Below are 16,263 nucleotides of genomic sequence, written 5' to 3'. Positions count from 1 at the left end.
CTGAGCGATGCACCCCGACTCAAGCTATAACTTGAGCGGCCTGATTTAGGCAATCGGAAGCGAGGCAAGCGTCTCGACGAAGGTTTCCTTCCGTGTCCGCCGATAGAAAACCAGCTCCGCGGCCTCCGGCGTGAAGGCCCCGAACTCCCGCGCGCGGTTCTGATCGATGAATTCCACGAAGCCGGCGGGGTCCGCCAGAGGCCCATTGAGCAGCAGAAGCGAAGCGTGCGCGGTGTTGCGCACCCGCTCTGCCGAGATCTCGCCGCCGGGCACGGAAATCTCGATCCCTTCGAGGGCCTGGAACAGAGCAACGCGAAAAGCCTGCAGATCGACGCTCGGCCAGCCCTGCACCAGCACCGATGAATTGCCGCAGGTCAGTCCCTGCAAGGTAATGGACAGTCCGCGCAGGTGCGGCAGCAGCTCTGCGACCCGCTCGGCATAGATCCGCGCGCGCCGGTCTCCGGTGGGGATATCGCCCCGATAGCCCTCGATCGAACGCAGAGTCATGTGAAAGTTGCTGCTGTCGTAGCAGAACTGCCCGCCTCCCGCGTGTGCGATCAATTCGGGGCAGATCCCGGCAATGGACTCGCGGAAGGGAACGCGCAGGATCAGACTCAGGCCCCAGCGCGTTTCGCCGAATTCCGGCGGCGAGTCACAGGCCATCGCGTTGCCGAGCGCTCTATCCCGTGCGCCCGACCAGATGCGGTCATAGATCCTTTTAAGATCTTTGTTGGATGTCATGTCAGTATTGAGTTGGCGGAAAAGAGAGAACAAACACACATAACTTCATACGATGCTTCACCATTTGGTAACTGCCGGGATTGGTGACGCTGACGCGAAGCACCAGGAAAAAAATATCCTTAACCACTACCACCTAAAATAGATGAAACACCAAAGGAATATTTGAATGCTTACGAATCTGGATCATCTGCCCGGCTGGCGCATTAGAGAACACAAAGGACTGGTGCAGGGCAGCACCGTGCAATCCAAGCACATTGGCCGCGATATTTTCGCGGGCCTCAAGAACATCGTCGGCGGCGAGCTGAAGGGCTACACCGAGCTGCTGGAGGAAGCCCGCAACGAGGCCTTGCGGCGCATGATGGAGCAGGCCAAGACCGCGGGTGCCAACGCCGTCCTGAACATCCGTTTCGCAACTTCGACCATTACGCCCGGCGCTGCGGAAATCCTGGCCTACGGCACCGCGGTGATCGTCGAGCAGGAGGGCGTCTGACGTGGGTGCTCTGGAGATTGCCCTTTATTTCGGCACACCCGCCGTCTTGATCGTGATCGGCCTGATCGTCGGAACCTACAACGAGCGCCGGCACTACCGTTCGATCAACCGGCGGGAAGAGGAATTCCGTTCGCTGCTGATCCATTCCGGCGAGACCCTGCCCGAAGGCTTCGAGGCGGCGGAGGTCAAACTCGTCAGCGGCGGAACGGTGATCGCGGAAGATCGCTTCAAGGCTCTGCTGGCCAGCATCCGGAACATCTTCGGCGGCCACATGAGAAGCTATGAGAGCCTGCTGGACCGGGGCCGGCGCGAGGCCGTGCTGCGCATGAAGGCGGCTGCCCGGAATGACGGCTTCTCGGTGATCGTCAACACCCGCTTCGAGACCGCCCGGATTGCCCAGGGCATCGAGATCCTCGCCTATGGGACCGCCGCGAAACAACGTTAGCACACTCCCCCGGACCGGCGCGGGATCGTCCCCGAGGCGACGGCACAGCGGCCCCAAAAAAGCCGGAGCCCGCGCTGCAGCCGCGTTCGCATCCGCAAGCGCGGCGTCTCTCAAGCCGCCCGGATGCTTGCCAGAAATTCCTGCACGGCCCCGCGCAGGCTCTCCGATTGCCGGTCGAGGCCCTTGGAGGCTTCCAGCATTTGCGCGGAGGCGTCGCCGGCCTGCTGCGCGGTCTGGGTGACGCCCCCGATGCTGCCGGAGACGCTTCGGGTCCCGGCGGCCGCTTCCTGAATGTTGCGCGAAATCTCGCCGGTCGCAGCGCTCTGTTGCTCGACGGCGGAAGAAATGCCGGTCGAAATCTCGCTGACCGATTCAATGGTGCCGACGATCTGCCCGATCGCTTCGGCGGAGCTCTCCGTCGCCGCCTGTATCTCGGCGACCTGGGCCGCAATCTGATCCGTTGCCTGCGCGGTCTGGTTGGCCAGCAGCTTGACCTCGCTGGCCACCACCGCAAAGCCTTTGCCCGCCTCACCCGCCCGCGCGGCCTCGATGGTCGCGTTCAGGGCCAGCAGATTGGTCTGTTCGGCAATTTCCTGGATCAGGTTGACGACCTGATCGATTTTCCGGGCGGCTCCGGTCAGGCCCTCGACCTGTGTGTTGGTATGACGGGCCTTTTCCATGGCCTCGCCGGAAATCCTGCTGGAACTTGTCACCTGCCGGCCGATTTCCTCAATGGAGGAGGTCAGCTCCTCCGACGCCGCAGCCACGGTTTCCACGTTCTGCATGGCGTTCCGCGAGGTCTCCTCGACCGAGGAGGCCTGGTCGCGGGTCTGCCCGGCAATAGCCGACATCTTCTGGGCCGTCGTAAGAACTTCCGCCGAAGCCGAGGCCACGCCGTCGACCACAGCCTTGATACTGCCCTCGAACTGCTGCGCCAGGGTTTCGAGCGCCTTTTCCCGCGCCTTCTTGCCCTCGTCCAGGTAGATCGAGATCGCCAGGTTCATGTCGAGCAGGGCTGCCTGGTTGATCGCCGCCAGCGCATCCGCCCGCCTGGCCCTGATCCGGCTGTTGGACAAACGGCTGTCGAAGTGATCGCTGATACGGCGCTGCAGCTCGGTGGTGATATAGGCATAGCCGCCGATGTACCACTCCGGTTCCAGCCCGATCCTGTTGTGGACCCGCCCGACCACACGCACGGACTCGATGTAATCCTGATCGAAATTTCCGGACGCGATCAGTAACCAGTGCTTAAGCTGCTGCGCCTCGGCATGTTTCTTTGCATCTTCGCTGTCAAAGAGCCCATCGGGCACAGAATAACCTGAAATGTGCTGGTAAAAATTCTGCAGGATTGGCGGGAGTTCTTGCTCTAGAAAAGGCTTCATTTGCCTGAGCGTCTTCTTCGTTCCTTCGTCGATACGGTTAAACTTAAGCAGCTCTTGATGATTATCTTTAGTGGTCACGATCGCGTTCCGTATTCCGATAATGTCAATAGGATCAACCATCTAGTTAAAAAGCAAAATTCCTAAGTATTTGTGAAAACTTCCCGCTTTGTTTGTATTTGAGCTGTCAATATGGAAGTGGTGCGCCTCTATTTCATCCGCGCACCTGCTTACATCCTCACCCCGCAGCTTTGCCATGCGCGCGCCGACCCGCACGCAACAACAGCGCAGCCGGAAATGGCATTGTGGGAGCTTTCGCCGCTCCGTCGTGAAAGCTATTCTTCCGCCATGAACATCAGCGTCAGCCATATTTTCCTGAGCGAAAACGCCGCCATCAGCCTGCAGATGCGCCTGCGCGAGACCATCTCCGGGGCGATCTGGTCGGGACGTTTCGCGCCGGGTGACAAGCTGCCGTCCACACGGGCGCTGGCGCAGCACCTCAAGATCGCGCGGATCACGGTCTCGGCGGCCTATCAGGAGCTGGTCGCCGACGGCTATCTGGTCTCGGCGCCGCGCAGCGGTTATCTGATTGCCGAAGCCTCCCCCAGCCTGCGCCTGGCGGCGGAGGAGAAGACGCAGGACGACCGGCTGAAAGTGGATTGGTCTCAGCATCTGCCTGGCGATTACGCGGCGGTGGCCGAAAAGGTCAAACCGGCGAACTGGCGGGCCTACCGCTACCCCTTTGTCTATGGCCAGGCGGATCAGAGCCTCTTTCCCCATGACGCCTGGCGGGACTGCGCGCGCCGCGCTCTGGGCAAGCGGGATTTCGACGCGGCGGCGGGTGACTTCCGGGACACGGACGACCCCATGCTGGTCAAGCAGATCGTGATGCGCAGTCTGCCGGGACGTGGGGTGGCCGCCCGGCCGGAAGAGGTGCTGGTCACCCTGGGCGCCCAGAATGCGCTTTGGATCGTCGCCCATCTGCTGATGGCGCACCGGGCGCAGGCCTGTGCCGCCATCGAGGAGCCCGGTTATCCGGAACTGCGCGAGATGCTGCGCCGATCCGGGGTAAAAATCGCACCGATCCCGGTGGACCGGGAGGGCATGTGCGTGGAGGAAATCCCGCAGGCTGTGCAGGTGGTCTTCATCACCCCCAGCCATCACGCGCCGACCGGCGTCAATATGTCGAGAGCACGGCGGCGGCGCCTGTTGGAGCTGGCGGAGGAACGCGACTTCCTGGTGGTCGAGGACGACTACGACTACGAAATGAATTACCTCAAGCCGCCCCTGCCCGCCCTCAAATCCATCGACAGCCAGGACCGGGTGATCTACTTGGGTAGCTTTTCCAAGACCCTCTTTCCCGGCCTGCGCCTGGGCTACATCGCCGCCGCCGACCCCCTGATCACGGAAGCGCGCGGCCTGCGCACCTTGGTGACCCGGCACCCGCCCGGCATCACCCAGCGCGCCACCGCCTACTTTCTGGCGCTGGGCCATTACAATGCCCATGCCGCCCGCCAGCGCAGCGAGTTCAAAGCCCGCTGGCTGATTCTGGAAAAAGCACTGACGGATGCAGGCCTGAAGGTCGCGAACAAGGACAGCATCGGCGGCGCCAGTGTCTGGCTGGAACTGCCGGAAGAGATCGACAGCGGCGCCCTGGCCGAGGAGTTGAAGAACGACAGCGTGCTGATCGAACCGGGCGCGCGTTTCTTCGCCTCCGAAACGCCGCCGCGCAACTTCGCGCGGATCTCCTACTCTGTAATCCCCAAAGACCGGATCGCGCAGGGCGTGAAGCTGATCGCAGATGCTATCAGGCGTCGGCAAAGCTGAGCGGGAGACGACGCAGCCAATGAGAAGAGCGTGAGAAACACAAAGACACCAAGCTATGTGAAAGAGCTTCATCTGCTGCGGAATAAGGTAACGTCTTTCGAGGAATACCCTTTCTCGCTTCCGGTGGTCAGAAACCTCGACTCGCTCAAGCTGCACCCGAAGGTCACTTTTTTCGTCGGAGAAAACGGCAGCGGTAAATCGACACTGCTGGAAGCCATGGCGGCCGTCTGGGGATTCAACCCCGAGGGCGGGTCCCGGAATTTTCGTTTCTCGACCCGCGAGTCACACTCGGAACTCGACGCGTTTTTGCGTCTGTCAAAGAGCCATGTAAGGCCAAAGGACGGCTTCTTCCTGCGCGCGGAAAGCTTTTTCAACGTGGCGACCGAGATCGAGAACCTGGACGCGCATCCGGGCGGCCCTCCAATCATCAACTCTTATGGTTACACGTCACTTCACAAGCAATCCCATGGCGAGTCGTTCTTCGCTCTGCTCATGCACCGCTTCTTCGGACAGGGTTTCTATATTCTGGACGAGCCGGAAGCGGCGCTCTCGCCCATGCGGCAGATGGCGATGCTCTCGCGCATCCATGATCTGGTCGAGGAGAATTCACAGTTCATCATCGCGACCCATTCGCCCATCATCATGGCTTATCCCGACGCGCAGATCTATGTCATCTCCGACACGGGACTCACCGCAACGCCCTACGAAGAAACGGAACACTACAGAGTCACGAAGGACTTCCTGAACAAGCCCGGGAAAATGCTGTCCATCCTGATGGATTAGACCGAAACACCTGAGTCCGTTCATGTGCGAAACAGCGCAACCACCTGGTCTGCAAGCCATTCATACCCGGGATCACCGGAAATTCGCTTGTGCCTCGCGAGCGAGATCGTGAACCGCGGACTTGGGAAGGGAGGCGCCTCGGTTCGATAACCAAGCGTGTCACTCAACGGGCTCAGCACGCGGGAGGGTTCGGTGGCAACCAACCCGGACGAAGCCACAAGTTGAGGGACCACGAGAAATGTCCCGATCTTCAATTTGATCGATCGCTTTGCGCCGCGTGCCGCCAAAGCTGACTCCGTTAAACCGGGTTTCGCCGGATCGCGCACGACATCGAGGTGGTCCTGCGCAAGATATGTTTGCAAGGTAAGCGGGTTATTCCAGATCGGGTGACCTTCAGCCGCGGCAACGCGCAAAGCTTCGTCGAACAGGGGAATGGTTTCTATGTCGGCTGACGCAGTGGGAATGTTTCCAACAGCCATACTGACAACACCGCGATCAAGACTTTCCAGGACCTTGAGACTATCGGTCTGTCGAATTTCGAGCCCGATACCGGGCGCGCTGCCTGCCAGCCTGTTTCTCAGAGCCGGAAGGACCGTCAACATCGCGTAATCGGGCATCGCCAAGGCAAAGGTCCGTGTTGATGTTGCCGGGTCGAAGTCACGCCCCAAGTGAAGGATCTGCGTTGCCTGCATCAGGAGATCGCGGATGCGGGGTTCAATTTCACGGGCAAAGGGCGTTGCTGTAAGGCCACCGTGTTCGCGCACAAATAGCCGGTGGTCGAAGAGATGACGAAGGCGGGATAAGGCGTGGCTGACCGCAGACTGGGTCAGGCCCAGGTCGTTCGCCGCCTGCACGGTACTGCCGGACTCCAGGAGCGCGCCGAACACTTTCAGTAGATTGAGATCGATCGCCCTTAAATGAATATCGTTCATTTAACTTATCCAAAATGTTCATTTCATTCATTTTTCTGCTTCTAGTACAAAGCTGTCAAGGCAGGCGGCAATGCAATGACAGAGGAAACTTACATGGTGAACAGAAAGTGGTCACAGGGCAGTCGGCGAGCGTTCCTGAGAGCCGCCGGCATAGGGTCGGCAAGCTGCATTATCGGCGGCAGTTCGCTGGTGTCCGCAAGAGATGAGGCGCAGAAAGAAAGCGAGCGCTACCGGCGTGGTTTCAAGATTCTGCGCGATGTCGGAGGTGCCGACTTTGACGCAGCGATCAATGCGGTGGCAGAGGTTTCCCCTGACCTGGCCCGCTTTGTCGTGGAGTATGGTTATGGCGATGTTTTGGCGCGCCCCAATCTTGACCTCGTGACCCGCGAAGCACTGACCGTTGCGTCTTTGATCGCACAGGGCAACCATCCACTCCCCACCCGTTATCATATCGACGGCTTTCTGAACGTCGGCGGCAAACCCGAGGTGTTGGTCGAGCTCTGCTTTCTTGCCATAGGCATCTGCGGCTTTCCCGCTGCGATCGACACAACCGCTGTCATTCGGGATGTTTTGCAGGAACGGGGTCAGCAAATGCAGCCGGTGCCGCTCGGTAAAGGCGACGGCACCGAACGGCACCTGCGCGGGCTTCGGCACCTCGCCGCTCACGGCGAAAATGCACCGCAGCGTCTTCGGCAACTCGCCGAAACCTCGCCGGTTTTTGCAAAGCTCTTGGTGGAGTTTCTTCACGGCGAATTGCTGACGCGGGACGGGCTTGACGCAAAAACGAAGTATCTGTCGGCCATCTCGATGCTCGCAACAGCCGGGAACAGCCGACAATCGCTCAGAGACTATGTGTTGTCCGCTCTGCGCCGGGGTGTTGCGCGTGACGAAATCATTGAAGCGATCATCCAGCTGACAGTCTATGCCGGCTTCCCAGCCGCGCTTGTCGGCTTTTTCACCATTGCAGAGCTGTTCCGCGAGATCGATGCGAAAGCCGTTTTGCTCTCTGAGTCAGACGAAACACCCGACAGCGAGCCGTCGGAGGCGCATGCGTCACGCTTCAAACGGGGAGCTGATACTCTGTCCGTTATCTCCGGCGGCACCGGTCAGGCGATTGTCGCCGGCTTTGAAAACATTGCGCCGGAAATCGGACAGATGATCGTCACCCACTCCTATGGCGATATCTTTTCACGGCCGGGCATCGACAAAAAAGTACGCGAGCTGACCGCGATTGCAAGTATGGCGTCGGTCGGAACCATGACTTCGGAAACGCCATTGCGGGTCCATGTTGAGGCGGCGTTGAATGTCGGCGCAACACCGGTCGAAGTGATCGAGACACTTCTCAATCTCATTCCGTATGTCGGATATCCGAAGGTCGAGCGCGCCTTGGCGCTAGCAGGCAACATTCTTCAGGAAAAGGCCTCAAATTAAACCCTGAAAGCCATACACCTGCGGCAAGCCCCACATCCGGTCTCATATTCTAAGCGGCTGATCAAACCAATCCACGCATCCCGTTTCATGAGACCGGACCACGAAGTATCTGGTCGCGGTGTCGAACCGCCCTCAGCGGCCGCTCTCCATAACCGCATTCGGCAGCCAGGTAACCAACTCCGGAAACACCAGAAAGAGGCCGAGCACGATGGCCTGAAGCAGGAAAAAGGGGATGACGCCGCGGTAGACCTGGCCGATCCCGATCCCCGCGGGCAGGACCCCCTTCAGGTAAAAGAGAGTGTAGCCGAACGGCGGTGTGATGTACGCCATTTGCGCCGTGATCATGAAGAGAACCCCGAACCATAGGGGATCGAAACCAAGGGCCTTTACGATCGGCAGAAAGACCGGAACACAGAGCAGGATAATGCCGATCTCGTCGAGAAAGAGCCCTAGGAAGATCAGGATCAGCAGCATGGCGAGCAGAATGAACCAGCGCGAGGCCTCGACGCTCTCGACGAAGCCCAGAATGGAATCCGCACCGCCCGTGGCAACGAAGGCTGAGATAAAGGCCCGCGCCCCGATGGTGATCCAAAGGATCATGGCGGTCACCCGCAGGGTATCGCCCGCGGCTTCGGAAAAGCTTTTAAGCCGGCACTTGCCCGACACGACGGCCGAGAGGATCGCGCCCACCACGCCGACCGCAGCGGCTTCGGTGGGGGTCGCCAGCCCCAGATAGATCGACCCAAGAACCGTGAAGATAACGAACGTCGGCAGCACCAGCGCCCGCAGCGAGGCGAGACGCTCGCCCAGCGGCACCTGGTTCCCGCCGGCGAGTTTGGGCGCGATCTCCGGGTTCAGCGTTGCACGCAGGAAGATGTAGAGACTGTAGGCGGCGGCCAGAATCAGGCCCGGCACGATGCCGGCAATGAACATCTTGCCGATCGATATCTGCGCGGTGATCGCGTAGATGATCGTGACCACGGAGGGGGGAATCAGGATACCCAGGGTGCCGCCCGCGCAGATCGCGCCCAGGGCGAGAGGCCGGTCGTAGTTGCGCGCCAGCATGGAGGGCAGCGCGAGAATACCCATGGCGGCGACCGCGGCGCCGACCACGCCGGTCATGGCCGCCATGATCGTGCAGATGACGATGGTGCCGATCGCCAGACCGCCGTTCAGGCCGCCGAACCACTTCTCCATGGCCACGTAGAGGTCCTCGATGATTGCCGACTTCTGCAGGATCGACGCCATCAGAACGTAGAGCGGCACCGCCATCAGGGCATCGGAGGTCATGGTCTCGAAGGTGTTGAGGACCACGACCAAGAGTGCGCCCGGTCCCCAGAGCAGGATCGTCGCCAGGAACGCGATCGCCCCCAGAACGAAGGCCAGCGGCGCGCCCGTCAGCATCAGCAGCACGAGCGAGAGGAACATGCCCAGAAGGATAGCCGCGGATTCCATCACTCGGCCTCTCGCTCGTGCAGCCGGAAAATAATCTCCGCGAGCGCCTGAAGGATCAGAAGAAAGGCCGAGAGAGGCAGGAAAGCCTTGGTCGGCCAGAGCACCGGATTCCAGGAGGAGTAGGAGGTTTCACCATATTCGAAGGACTGCAGCACCAGCGGCAGGGCGAACCACAAAAGAACCGCGCCGAAAATCATGGCGAGCAGCGCGCCGATGATGGCGAGGGTTTTCTTCAGCCTGCCGCGGGCCCGGCCGGACAGGAGATCGACCGAGACATGGCCGCCTCTGTGCAGGAGGTAGGGACCGCCGAGCAGGAAGAAGGGACCGAAGATCAAGGCCGCGAGTTCCGGCGCCCAGGACGTGGGCGAGGACAGACTGTAGCGCGAGACGATTTCGAAAAGCATCAAGGCCGCAATCAGATAGATCAGCCACTTTGCGGCGGCAAACAAAGCCCCGTTGACGGCGGTAACGGCCCTGGCGAACTGCAACATGCAATAGCTCCGGTCCCCTCCGTGCCACTGCTGTCCGTGAAGCGAGGGGAAGAGGAAAAAGTTACAGAGGCTGATCCTGCGAAGGGCCGGAACAGCCAGGCAGGATCAACCTCTATCTCATAAGATCAGAGCAGACGGAAATCACGCATCAGATCGCGCTGGGAGGCAAGCACTTCCTTGGCCAGCGCATCCTCGCCGGCAACGCTTTCCCAGGTGGTGACCGCCGTGGCGCGGGCCGCGGTGATATCCTCCTGATCCAGGGTGATGACCTCGACCCCGGCCTCGACGAACTTGGCCAGATACTCGCCGTTCGACACCAGGATATCCTGGCGCAGCGCCCCCGAGACTTCGCGCGCCGCAAGCGCAATCGCCGCACGCTGCTGATCGTTCAGCCGATTGTAGGCCGCCGTATTCGCGACATAGCAGGTCGCGGTGGTCGGCTGATGCACGCCCGGCAGGATCAGGTACTTGGTCACCTCATGCAGACCCTGCTCGTAGTTGGCTTTGATGTCGCCACGGTCGGCAAAATCGATCAAGCCCTTGTCGAGCGCCGAGTAGACTTCCGATGTCGGCAGGGGCGAAACGGCAACGCCGAATTCCGCCATCACCGCGGAGGCGAGACCGACAAAACGGCCCTTCAGGCCCTTCATGTCGGCGATCTTGCGGATGGGCACCTTCGAGTGGATCGGCTCCTCGCCGTAGACCGTCGGCGCGATGTAGCTGAGACCCGCCGGCGCATAGGATTTGCGCGCGAGCTCCAGGCCGCCGCGATTATAGAACCAGGCTTCGTACTGATCCGCCTCCGGGAACCCAAAGGGCACGGAGGAAGTAAAACCATGGGCGGGGATTTTGCCGGCGGTGTAACCGTCGTAGGTTTTCATCAGCTCGAACGCGCCGCCCCGCACGGCATCGAATGCCTGTGCCGCGGGCACGATCTGCCCGCCCGCAAAGGGTGTGATCTCCAGGCTGCCGGCCGTCAGTTCGGCAACGCGGGCGCAGAATTTTTCCTCATAGATCATCGGCGTGGTGCCGCCGCCCCAAAGGGCCTGCATCCGCCACTTGACCGCGCTCTGGGCCCGTGTTTCGAGACTTGAGACCGCGACGATGGCCGGTGCCGCAAGCGCAGCCGCGCCGGCGCGGCCCATGAGTTTCCGCCGATTGATAGTGGTCATTTTTTTCACTCCCTAACTATTAGATTTGATTGTGGCCGCGCCCGGCCCGTTACAGCGTTCTCAAGACTTCCTTCGCCTTATCGACGCTGACCTCTCCGGCCGCCGCGATGGCCTTTGCGACGCGGTCGACGTCAGCGCCTTCCGCACCTGCCAGAATGGCGATGTTCCGGGCATGCAGGGCCATATGCCCTTTCTGAATGCCCTCGGTCGCGAGCGCGCGCAGTGCCCCCATGTTCTGGGCCAGACCTACGGCGGCGACCACCTCGGCCAACTCGGTGGCGGAGGTCACCTGCATCAGGCGGAGCGCCGCCTGGGCCGCCGGATGCGTCTTGGTCGCGCCGCCCACCAGGCCCAGCGCCATGGGCATCTCGATACTGCCGGCCAGCCGGCCCTCGGCATCGATCTCCCAGCGCGAGAGCGAACTGTATCTGCCGTCCCGTGCCGCATAGGCATGGGCGCCCGCCTCGATCGCACGCCAGTCGTTGCCGGTCGCGACCACGACCGGATCGATCCCGTTCATGATGCCTTTGTTGTGCGTCGCCGCCCGGTAAGGGTCGACGATCGCCAGGGCGCAGGCCTCCACCATGCCTTGCGCGACATCGGCGCCCTGCAGGGTCTTGGTGCTCAGCGCTTCGGGCGTGATCTCGACCCGCGCGCGCACCAGGCGCCGGTCCGCCAGGTTGGAGAGAATGCGCAGCCGCACGTCGCCGCCGGTGATTTCGGCGACGCGCGGCGCGATCGTCTCAGCCATGCTGTTGACCGCATTGGCCCCCATGGCGTCGCGCACGTCGACCAGTAAATGCAGAACCACCATCGGGCCAACCGGCGAGTCCTCGAAGACCCGGACTTCGATGTCCTTACAGCCGCCGCCCAGGGCGACCAACATCCTGTCGCGTTCGTTGGCCATGCCGATCAGTTCGTCGCGGGCGGCGAAGAGACGTTGCCGCGCCGCGAAGGGATCGGCGACCCTCAGAACCTGAACCTGTGCCTGCATGATGGGCAGGCTGGACGAGGTGAAAAAGCCGCCGCACCCCCGGGCGATCTTGGCCATGTAGGAGGCCGCGGCCACCACGGAGGGTTCCTCGACCGCCATCGGGATCAGGTAATCCCGGCCGTTGACCGTGAAGTTGGAAGCGACCGCCAGAGGCAGCTCGAACTTGCCGATGACGTTTTCGATCATACCGTTGGCCAGGGCCAGGGGCAGCGCGTCGCGGCCCGAGAAGACCTCCTGATCCTCGCTGGCCAGCCCGGCGGCTGTGCAGACCGCCTCGCAGCGTGCCTGCGGCTGGAGATCGCGGAATTTTTCAATCCGGGAGTTGACCTCGCGATCCGCGCGCCGTCCCGCCTCTTCTGACATCGAACCTTATCCCCTCAATTGCCTGGATTGATTATGGGAAGTTTCTTCGGCAAAAATAGGTACAATTATCGACACAATACCTTTACTGTACCCCTTCATTTTTAGACACAATTAACACCTCAGGCTGAGGCGGGAGATGAATAAAACGGAAAAGGTGATCGCGGCGGTCACCAGGGGTATCCGCGATGGCATCCTGCCGCCGGGCGCCCGCATTGCCTCCGTGCGGAATGCGTCGGAAGACTTCAAGGTATCGAAGAACACGGTGATCGAGGCTTATGACCGCCTGGCGGCCCAGGGCCTGATCGTCGCGCGGCGCGGTTCCGGGTTCTTTGTCGCAGAGCGCCAGGAGCCTATCGGCGAAACCGAAGCGCCGCCGCCCCGCCACCTCTCGGAAGCCGCCGACCGCATTTCCCTGCTCCGGTCGCAACTGACGCAGGATTTTTCGGTACGCGTGGGGGACGGCCGCCCGCCAGCGTCCTGGATGGATAGTTCGATACCGGCCCGTCTCGGCAACGACCTCTTTCGCCGCGAGGCAGGCGACCGCTCCGGTTACGGCAGCGCATTCGGTCATCTCGAGTTGCGCGAACTGATCGCCGCGCGCCACAGAGCCGAACAGATCCACATCACGGCGGATCAGGTGGTGACCACCTTCGGCGCCAATCACGCGCTTGACCTGATCATCCGCCGCTACCTCTCGCCCGGCGACTGCGTTCTTGTGGACGACCCGGGATACTATCCGCTCTTCGCCAAGCTGAAGCTGGCCCAGGTTCGTTTCGTCGGTGTGCGTAGAGCGAAAAACGGTCCGGACCTGGAAGATCTCGCCGCCAAGACCGCGCGCGAACGCCCGAGAATTTTTTTCACGCAATCCACAGGCCACAACCCCACAGGAACCTCGTTCGACCTGCCGACCGCCCACGGCGTGCTGCAGATTGCAAACCAGGCGCGGATGCTGGTCGTGGACGACGATCCCTTTGTCGATCTTCCGGGCCGCGGCGGGATACGCCTGGCCGCACTGGATCAGATCCGCTCGGTCATTTTCGTCGGCAGCTTCTCGAAGGTTCTTTCCGCCAGTTTCCGCTGCGGTTATATCGCCGCGCCGGCGGAGATCGCCACGGATATCGCCGAGCTGAAAATGATCACCGTGGTCAACAGCTCGCGCTTTTCGGAGATGATGATCGCCGAGATGATCAAGAGCCGCCGCTACCACAAGCATCTGCTGAAGCTGGGCAAACGCCTGGACGAGGCGAAAGCCGAATACGGCGCGAAGCTGGAGAACCTGGGACTGGACGCCTTTTCGGCGGAGACCGACGGTTACTATTCCTACCTCATGCTGCCGAAGGGCCGCTCCGACCTGGAGCTTGCAAAGACAGCCGGGCGCGCCGGGATCTTCATCGCCCCCAGCACGATCTTCTCCGCCGACGAGAGCCAGCAAGACCCCGCGATCAGGATCAACATCACACGGGTGAACGACTCACGATTCTATAACTTCATCCGGCAGCAAATCGGAAGTTAAGCGATAGAAGGAGCAGCTTGAACGGTGGTTCTCCGTAGTCACAGGCTTTAAAGCTCTCCGGCAAGCAAGCGCTTTACGCAGCTTTAGGCCTGCGCAGTACGCCGAGGCCCAAGAGCCCCAGCCCCAGGATCGCAAGGGTTCCCGGCTCCGAAACCGCAACGGCGTCCGATACGATCGTCAATTTGGCAAAGTCCAGGCCCATGCCATTGCCGCCCTCCGGTTCTTCGGGCACGGCCTGCATGGTCAGGGACATATCGACGATCCCATCGGCGAGATCACCGAGAATCGACCCGAGATCGACCGTCACGATGTCATAGGAGGCATTGATGAAGGTGCCCGTGGCCTGGAGGGCCGCATTCAAGGCATCAGTCAAGTCGGTGCCGTCCACCTCGAAGGATCCGACCGGGGTACAGGTTGCACTTCGGCAGTCATGGTCGAACAGCCCCAGCATAAGGTTGGCCGCCGTGATCGAGGCATCGGGGGCGAAACTGAAGCTCCAGCTTTGACTGAAAAAATTCCCCCGCTGATTATCACGGCCCCTGAAGGCGTTGAAGGGCCGCGGTTCGCCGCTCTGCGCCCGGTTATAGACGGTAAGACTGATGATATCCCCGTCGTTGAAATCCTGTTCTCCCAAAGTGATCACGGTCGCCGTGGAGACGCCCGCCGTCGAAAAAAGAATGAGCGCGGCCAGCAGTGCGCTCTGCAAATGAGATGAAATCCGATTGAACACTCAAAACACTCCCCAATTTACATCCGTTCCGCGGATCGGGATATCTCACCGCGACCGGACAGCCGATTTTATTATTGTACGCACACTCTAGGTTGATGGAACCTGCATGAAGTCCGCCGCTACGAAGGAATCAAACCAGGGATACTATTTGTTTTAACTCAAATAGATATGAAACGCGCGAGACTTCAATTCACCTGAAATATAAAACCAAGCGTCGGAATTTTACAGATTCCAAGAGTAGCTATAAATTCTACCGAGAGTTATTGCAACCCCACGAAAATCTGATCAGCTGGCGCAGGCAGGGCTCGCTCAACAAGCTTCATGAGGCGTTAACCCAGTCTCTTAGAAACATCCTAATGGTTTTTATCTAAAATTTTCGAGATACACCGACAGTGTCACCTTTGAGAGGCGCAGGCCATGGCCGCAAACGATCAGTATTTCCAGACCTTGCAAGAGCCCCGAAACGCCGAAAGACGGGCATTTGAGCGGGCTTGCGTCCTTGTTTCGGCACAAATGTCGGATCCGGGTGAAACGGAGCAGGTCACCGACTGCGTCGTTTTCGATCTCTCCGCCAACGGTGCGAAGATCCGGATCGCCAGACCTCTGGCGGGCGGTCCGATCAAACAGCTCACGCTCTATGGTCTTGTCGATTTTGAAGTGCGGCCCGCATGGAACCATGGGGGCTTTGCAGGCCTGCAATTTATGGCGAAACCCGAGACTGTGGCGGAAACGCTGGCCGGGGTTCTGCCGGGCAGATGTCTGGAGCTTTAGTCTTCCCGGCGCCATCCGCAGAGAAAGAATAAGAGAGTCCCCTGGGTTCAAACAGCACGTGGAACGCGTCGAATCCGGTGCCAGCTGTCTCGCAAGGAAGTCATCGCTAACGCAGTCTGCTTCGTTTAAGAGACTGCTTCTTCCGTTCTTAAAAATACCGACGATGATGCATCACGGCTCGTGCGATCGGATCACGAAGTGCTTTGTGGTGGTTTCGATCACGTCCCAGAAGCCGCGGAAGCCGTTGGGGATGAGGAAAGCGTCACCGGATCTGAACTCGCGGGTAAAGCCTTTATCGTCGATCAGGCGGCAGTGACCGGAGACGATATAGCAGAACTCGTCGCGGTCGGTGAAAGCATGCCACTTGCCGGGCGTGCTGGTCCAGGTGCCCGATACCAGGGCGCCGTCTTCGCTCTCGAAGAAAAAGCGGGTGTGATGTTGCGGGTCGCCGGAGACGACGCGTTCGGCGTCGAGGGTCCGGTGGACTTCGCGTTTGGGTTCGTCGGTGAAGACGGCGACGGCGACGGCGACGGCAAAGGGATTGTCGGTCATGGCTTTTTTGTTCCGGTAATAGCTTTTCAGAATGACGAAGGCGGGAGTGATCCCGCCTTCGTTTTCTCGTCTATACGAATTGCCCCTTTAGAGGCTCGGCCCCTTTAAAGAGAAGGTTGGGGCCGCATGTCCTTGGGGTCGATGCCCGCGACGGCGACCGGCTTCTTCATGGCGTCGCGCCGGAAGGGCTCGCC

At 60.6% G+C, this 16,263-nt stretch carries 16 protein-coding genes; 7 read left to right on the top strand and 9 right to left on the bottom strand.

Going from position 1 to position 16,263, the window contains the following annotated elements:
• Window positions 1-45: 45 nt before the first annotated feature.
• Entirely contained in the window at window positions 46-741 is a 696-nt protein-coding gene (locus tag FKG95_RS25575) for a hypothetical protein (protein ID WP_142899294.1), read from the bottom strand.
• A gap of 166 nt (window positions 742-907) precedes the next feature.
• Here FKG95_RS25575 and FKG95_RS25570 point away from each other — a divergent pair, with 166 nt between their 5' ends.
• Both FKG95_RS25570 and FKG95_RS25565 read left to right on the top strand, forming a co-directional pair.
• On the top strand, window positions 908-1,231 hold the full coding sequence (locus tag FKG95_RS25570) for a YbjQ family protein (RefSeq protein ID WP_142899293.1): 324 nt from the start codon (window positions 908-910) through the stop codon (window positions 1,229-1,231).
• 1 nt (window position 1,232) lies between these two features.
• Window positions 1,233-1,676, top strand: a complete 444-nt coding sequence (locus tag FKG95_RS25565) for a YbjQ family protein (RefSeq protein WP_218940369.1) — start codon at window positions 1,233-1,235, stop codon at window positions 1,674-1,676.
• Window positions 1,677-1,786: 110 nt separating this feature from the next.
• Here FKG95_RS25565 and FKG95_RS25560 read toward each other — a convergent pair whose 3' ends face one another.
• Entirely contained in the window at window positions 1,787-3,178 is a 1,392-nt protein-coding gene (locus tag FKG95_RS25560; protein ID WP_142899292.1) for a globin-coupled sensor protein, read from the bottom strand.
• 69 nt (window positions 3,179-3,247) lie between these two features.
• Between FKG95_RS25560 and pdxR the strand changes: the two genes are divergently transcribed.
• Together pdxR and FKG95_RS25550 are read left to right on the top strand one after the other, a co-directional pair.
• Entirely contained in the window at window positions 3,248-4,882 is a 1,635-nt protein-coding gene (gene pdxR, locus FKG95_RS25555) for a MocR-like pyridoxine biosynthesis transcription factor PdxR (protein ID WP_218940368.1), read from the top strand.
• A gap of 30 nt (window positions 4,883-4,912) precedes the next feature.
• Window positions 4,913-5,665, top strand: coding sequence for an AAA family ATPase (locus tag FKG95_RS25550; protein ID WP_218940367.1), 753 nt, complete (start codon window positions 4,913-4,915; stop codon window positions 5,663-5,665).
• A 20-nt stretch (window positions 5,666-5,685) separates the two neighbouring features.
• Here the strand turns inward: FKG95_RS25550 and FKG95_RS25545 are convergent, their stop codons facing one another.
• Window positions 5,686-6,597, bottom strand: coding sequence for a LysR family transcriptional regulator (locus FKG95_RS25545; protein WP_142899291.1), 912 nt, complete (start codon window positions 6,595-6,597; stop codon window positions 5,686-5,688).
• 93 nt (window positions 6,598-6,690) lie between these two features.
• Between FKG95_RS25545 and FKG95_RS25540 the strand changes: the two genes are divergently transcribed.
• Entirely contained in the window at window positions 6,691-8,028 is a 1,338-nt protein-coding gene (locus FKG95_RS25540; protein WP_179954285.1) for a carboxymuconolactone decarboxylase family protein, read from the top strand.
• Window positions 8,029-8,160: 132 nt separating this feature from the next.
• Here FKG95_RS25540 and FKG95_RS25535 read toward each other — a convergent pair whose 3' ends face one another.
• The 4 genes from FKG95_RS25535 to FKG95_RS25520 form a co-directional block, all read right to left on the bottom strand.
• Window positions 8,161-9,483: a TRAP transporter large permease gene (locus FKG95_RS25535; RefSeq protein WP_142899289.1), complete on the bottom strand. Its 1,323-nt coding sequence runs from the start codon at window positions 9,481-9,483 to the stop codon at window positions 8,161-8,163.
• Window positions 9,483-9,974: a TRAP transporter small permease subunit gene (locus FKG95_RS25530; RefSeq protein WP_142899288.1), complete on the bottom strand. Its 492-nt coding sequence runs from the start codon at window positions 9,972-9,974 to the stop codon at window positions 9,483-9,485. Before FKG95_RS25530 ends, FKG95_RS25535 begins: the two co-directional genes overlap by 1 nt.
• Window positions 9,975-10,099: 125 nt before the next feature.
• Window positions 10,100-11,146: a TRAP transporter substrate-binding protein DctP gene (gene dctP, locus FKG95_RS25525; RefSeq protein ID WP_142899287.1), complete on the bottom strand. Its 1,047-nt coding sequence runs from the start codon at window positions 11,144-11,146 to the stop codon at window positions 10,100-10,102.
• 49 nt (window positions 11,147-11,195) lie between these two features.
• The gene (locus FKG95_RS25520) at window positions 11,196-12,503 is read right to left on the bottom strand and encodes a hydroxymethylglutaryl-CoA reductase, degradative (protein WP_142899286.1); all 1,308 of its coding nucleotides are present in this window, start codon (window positions 12,501-12,503) and stop codon (window positions 11,196-11,198) included.
• A 136-nt stretch (window positions 12,504-12,639) separates the two neighbouring features.
• Between FKG95_RS25520 and FKG95_RS25515 the strand changes: the two genes are divergently transcribed.
• A complete protein-coding gene (locus FKG95_RS25515) occupies window positions 12,640-14,016 on the top strand; it encodes an aminotransferase-like domain-containing protein (protein ID WP_142899285.1) in 1,377 nt (458 codons plus the stop codon).
• A gap of 73 nt (window positions 14,017-14,089) precedes the next feature.
• Here FKG95_RS25515 and FKG95_RS30045 read toward each other — a convergent pair whose 3' ends face one another.
• Window positions 14,090-14,746: a PEP-CTERM sorting domain-containing protein gene (locus FKG95_RS30045; RefSeq protein WP_218940366.1), complete on the bottom strand. Its 657-nt coding sequence runs from the start codon at window positions 14,744-14,746 to the stop codon at window positions 14,090-14,092.
• Between the two features lie 417 nt (window positions 14,747-15,163).
• On the opposite strand from FKG95_RS30045, the gene FKG95_RS25505 reads away from it, so the two are divergent.
• Window positions 15,164-15,517: a PilZ domain-containing protein gene (locus FKG95_RS25505; RefSeq protein WP_142899284.1), complete on the top strand. Its 354-nt coding sequence runs from the start codon at window positions 15,164-15,166 to the stop codon at window positions 15,515-15,517.
• A gap of 171 nt (window positions 15,518-15,688) precedes the next feature.
• On the opposite strand, the gene FKG95_RS25500 is transcribed toward FKG95_RS25505, so the two are convergent.
• The gene (locus FKG95_RS25500) at window positions 15,689-16,069 is read right to left on the bottom strand and encodes a cupin domain-containing protein (RefSeq protein WP_142899283.1); all 381 of its coding nucleotides are present in this window, start codon (window positions 16,067-16,069) and stop codon (window positions 15,689-15,691) included.
• Window positions 16,070-16,263 lie beyond the last annotated feature (194 nt).

Source organism: Denitrobaculum tricleocarpae (assembly GCF_007004665.1).
Classification (GTDB): Bacteria; Pseudomonadota; Alphaproteobacteria; order Kiloniellales; family Kiloniellaceae; genus Denitrobaculum; species Denitrobaculum tricleocarpae.
The sequence above is the reverse complement of the archived record's forward strand: the minus strand, read 5'-3'. Positions and strand labels throughout refer to the sequence as shown.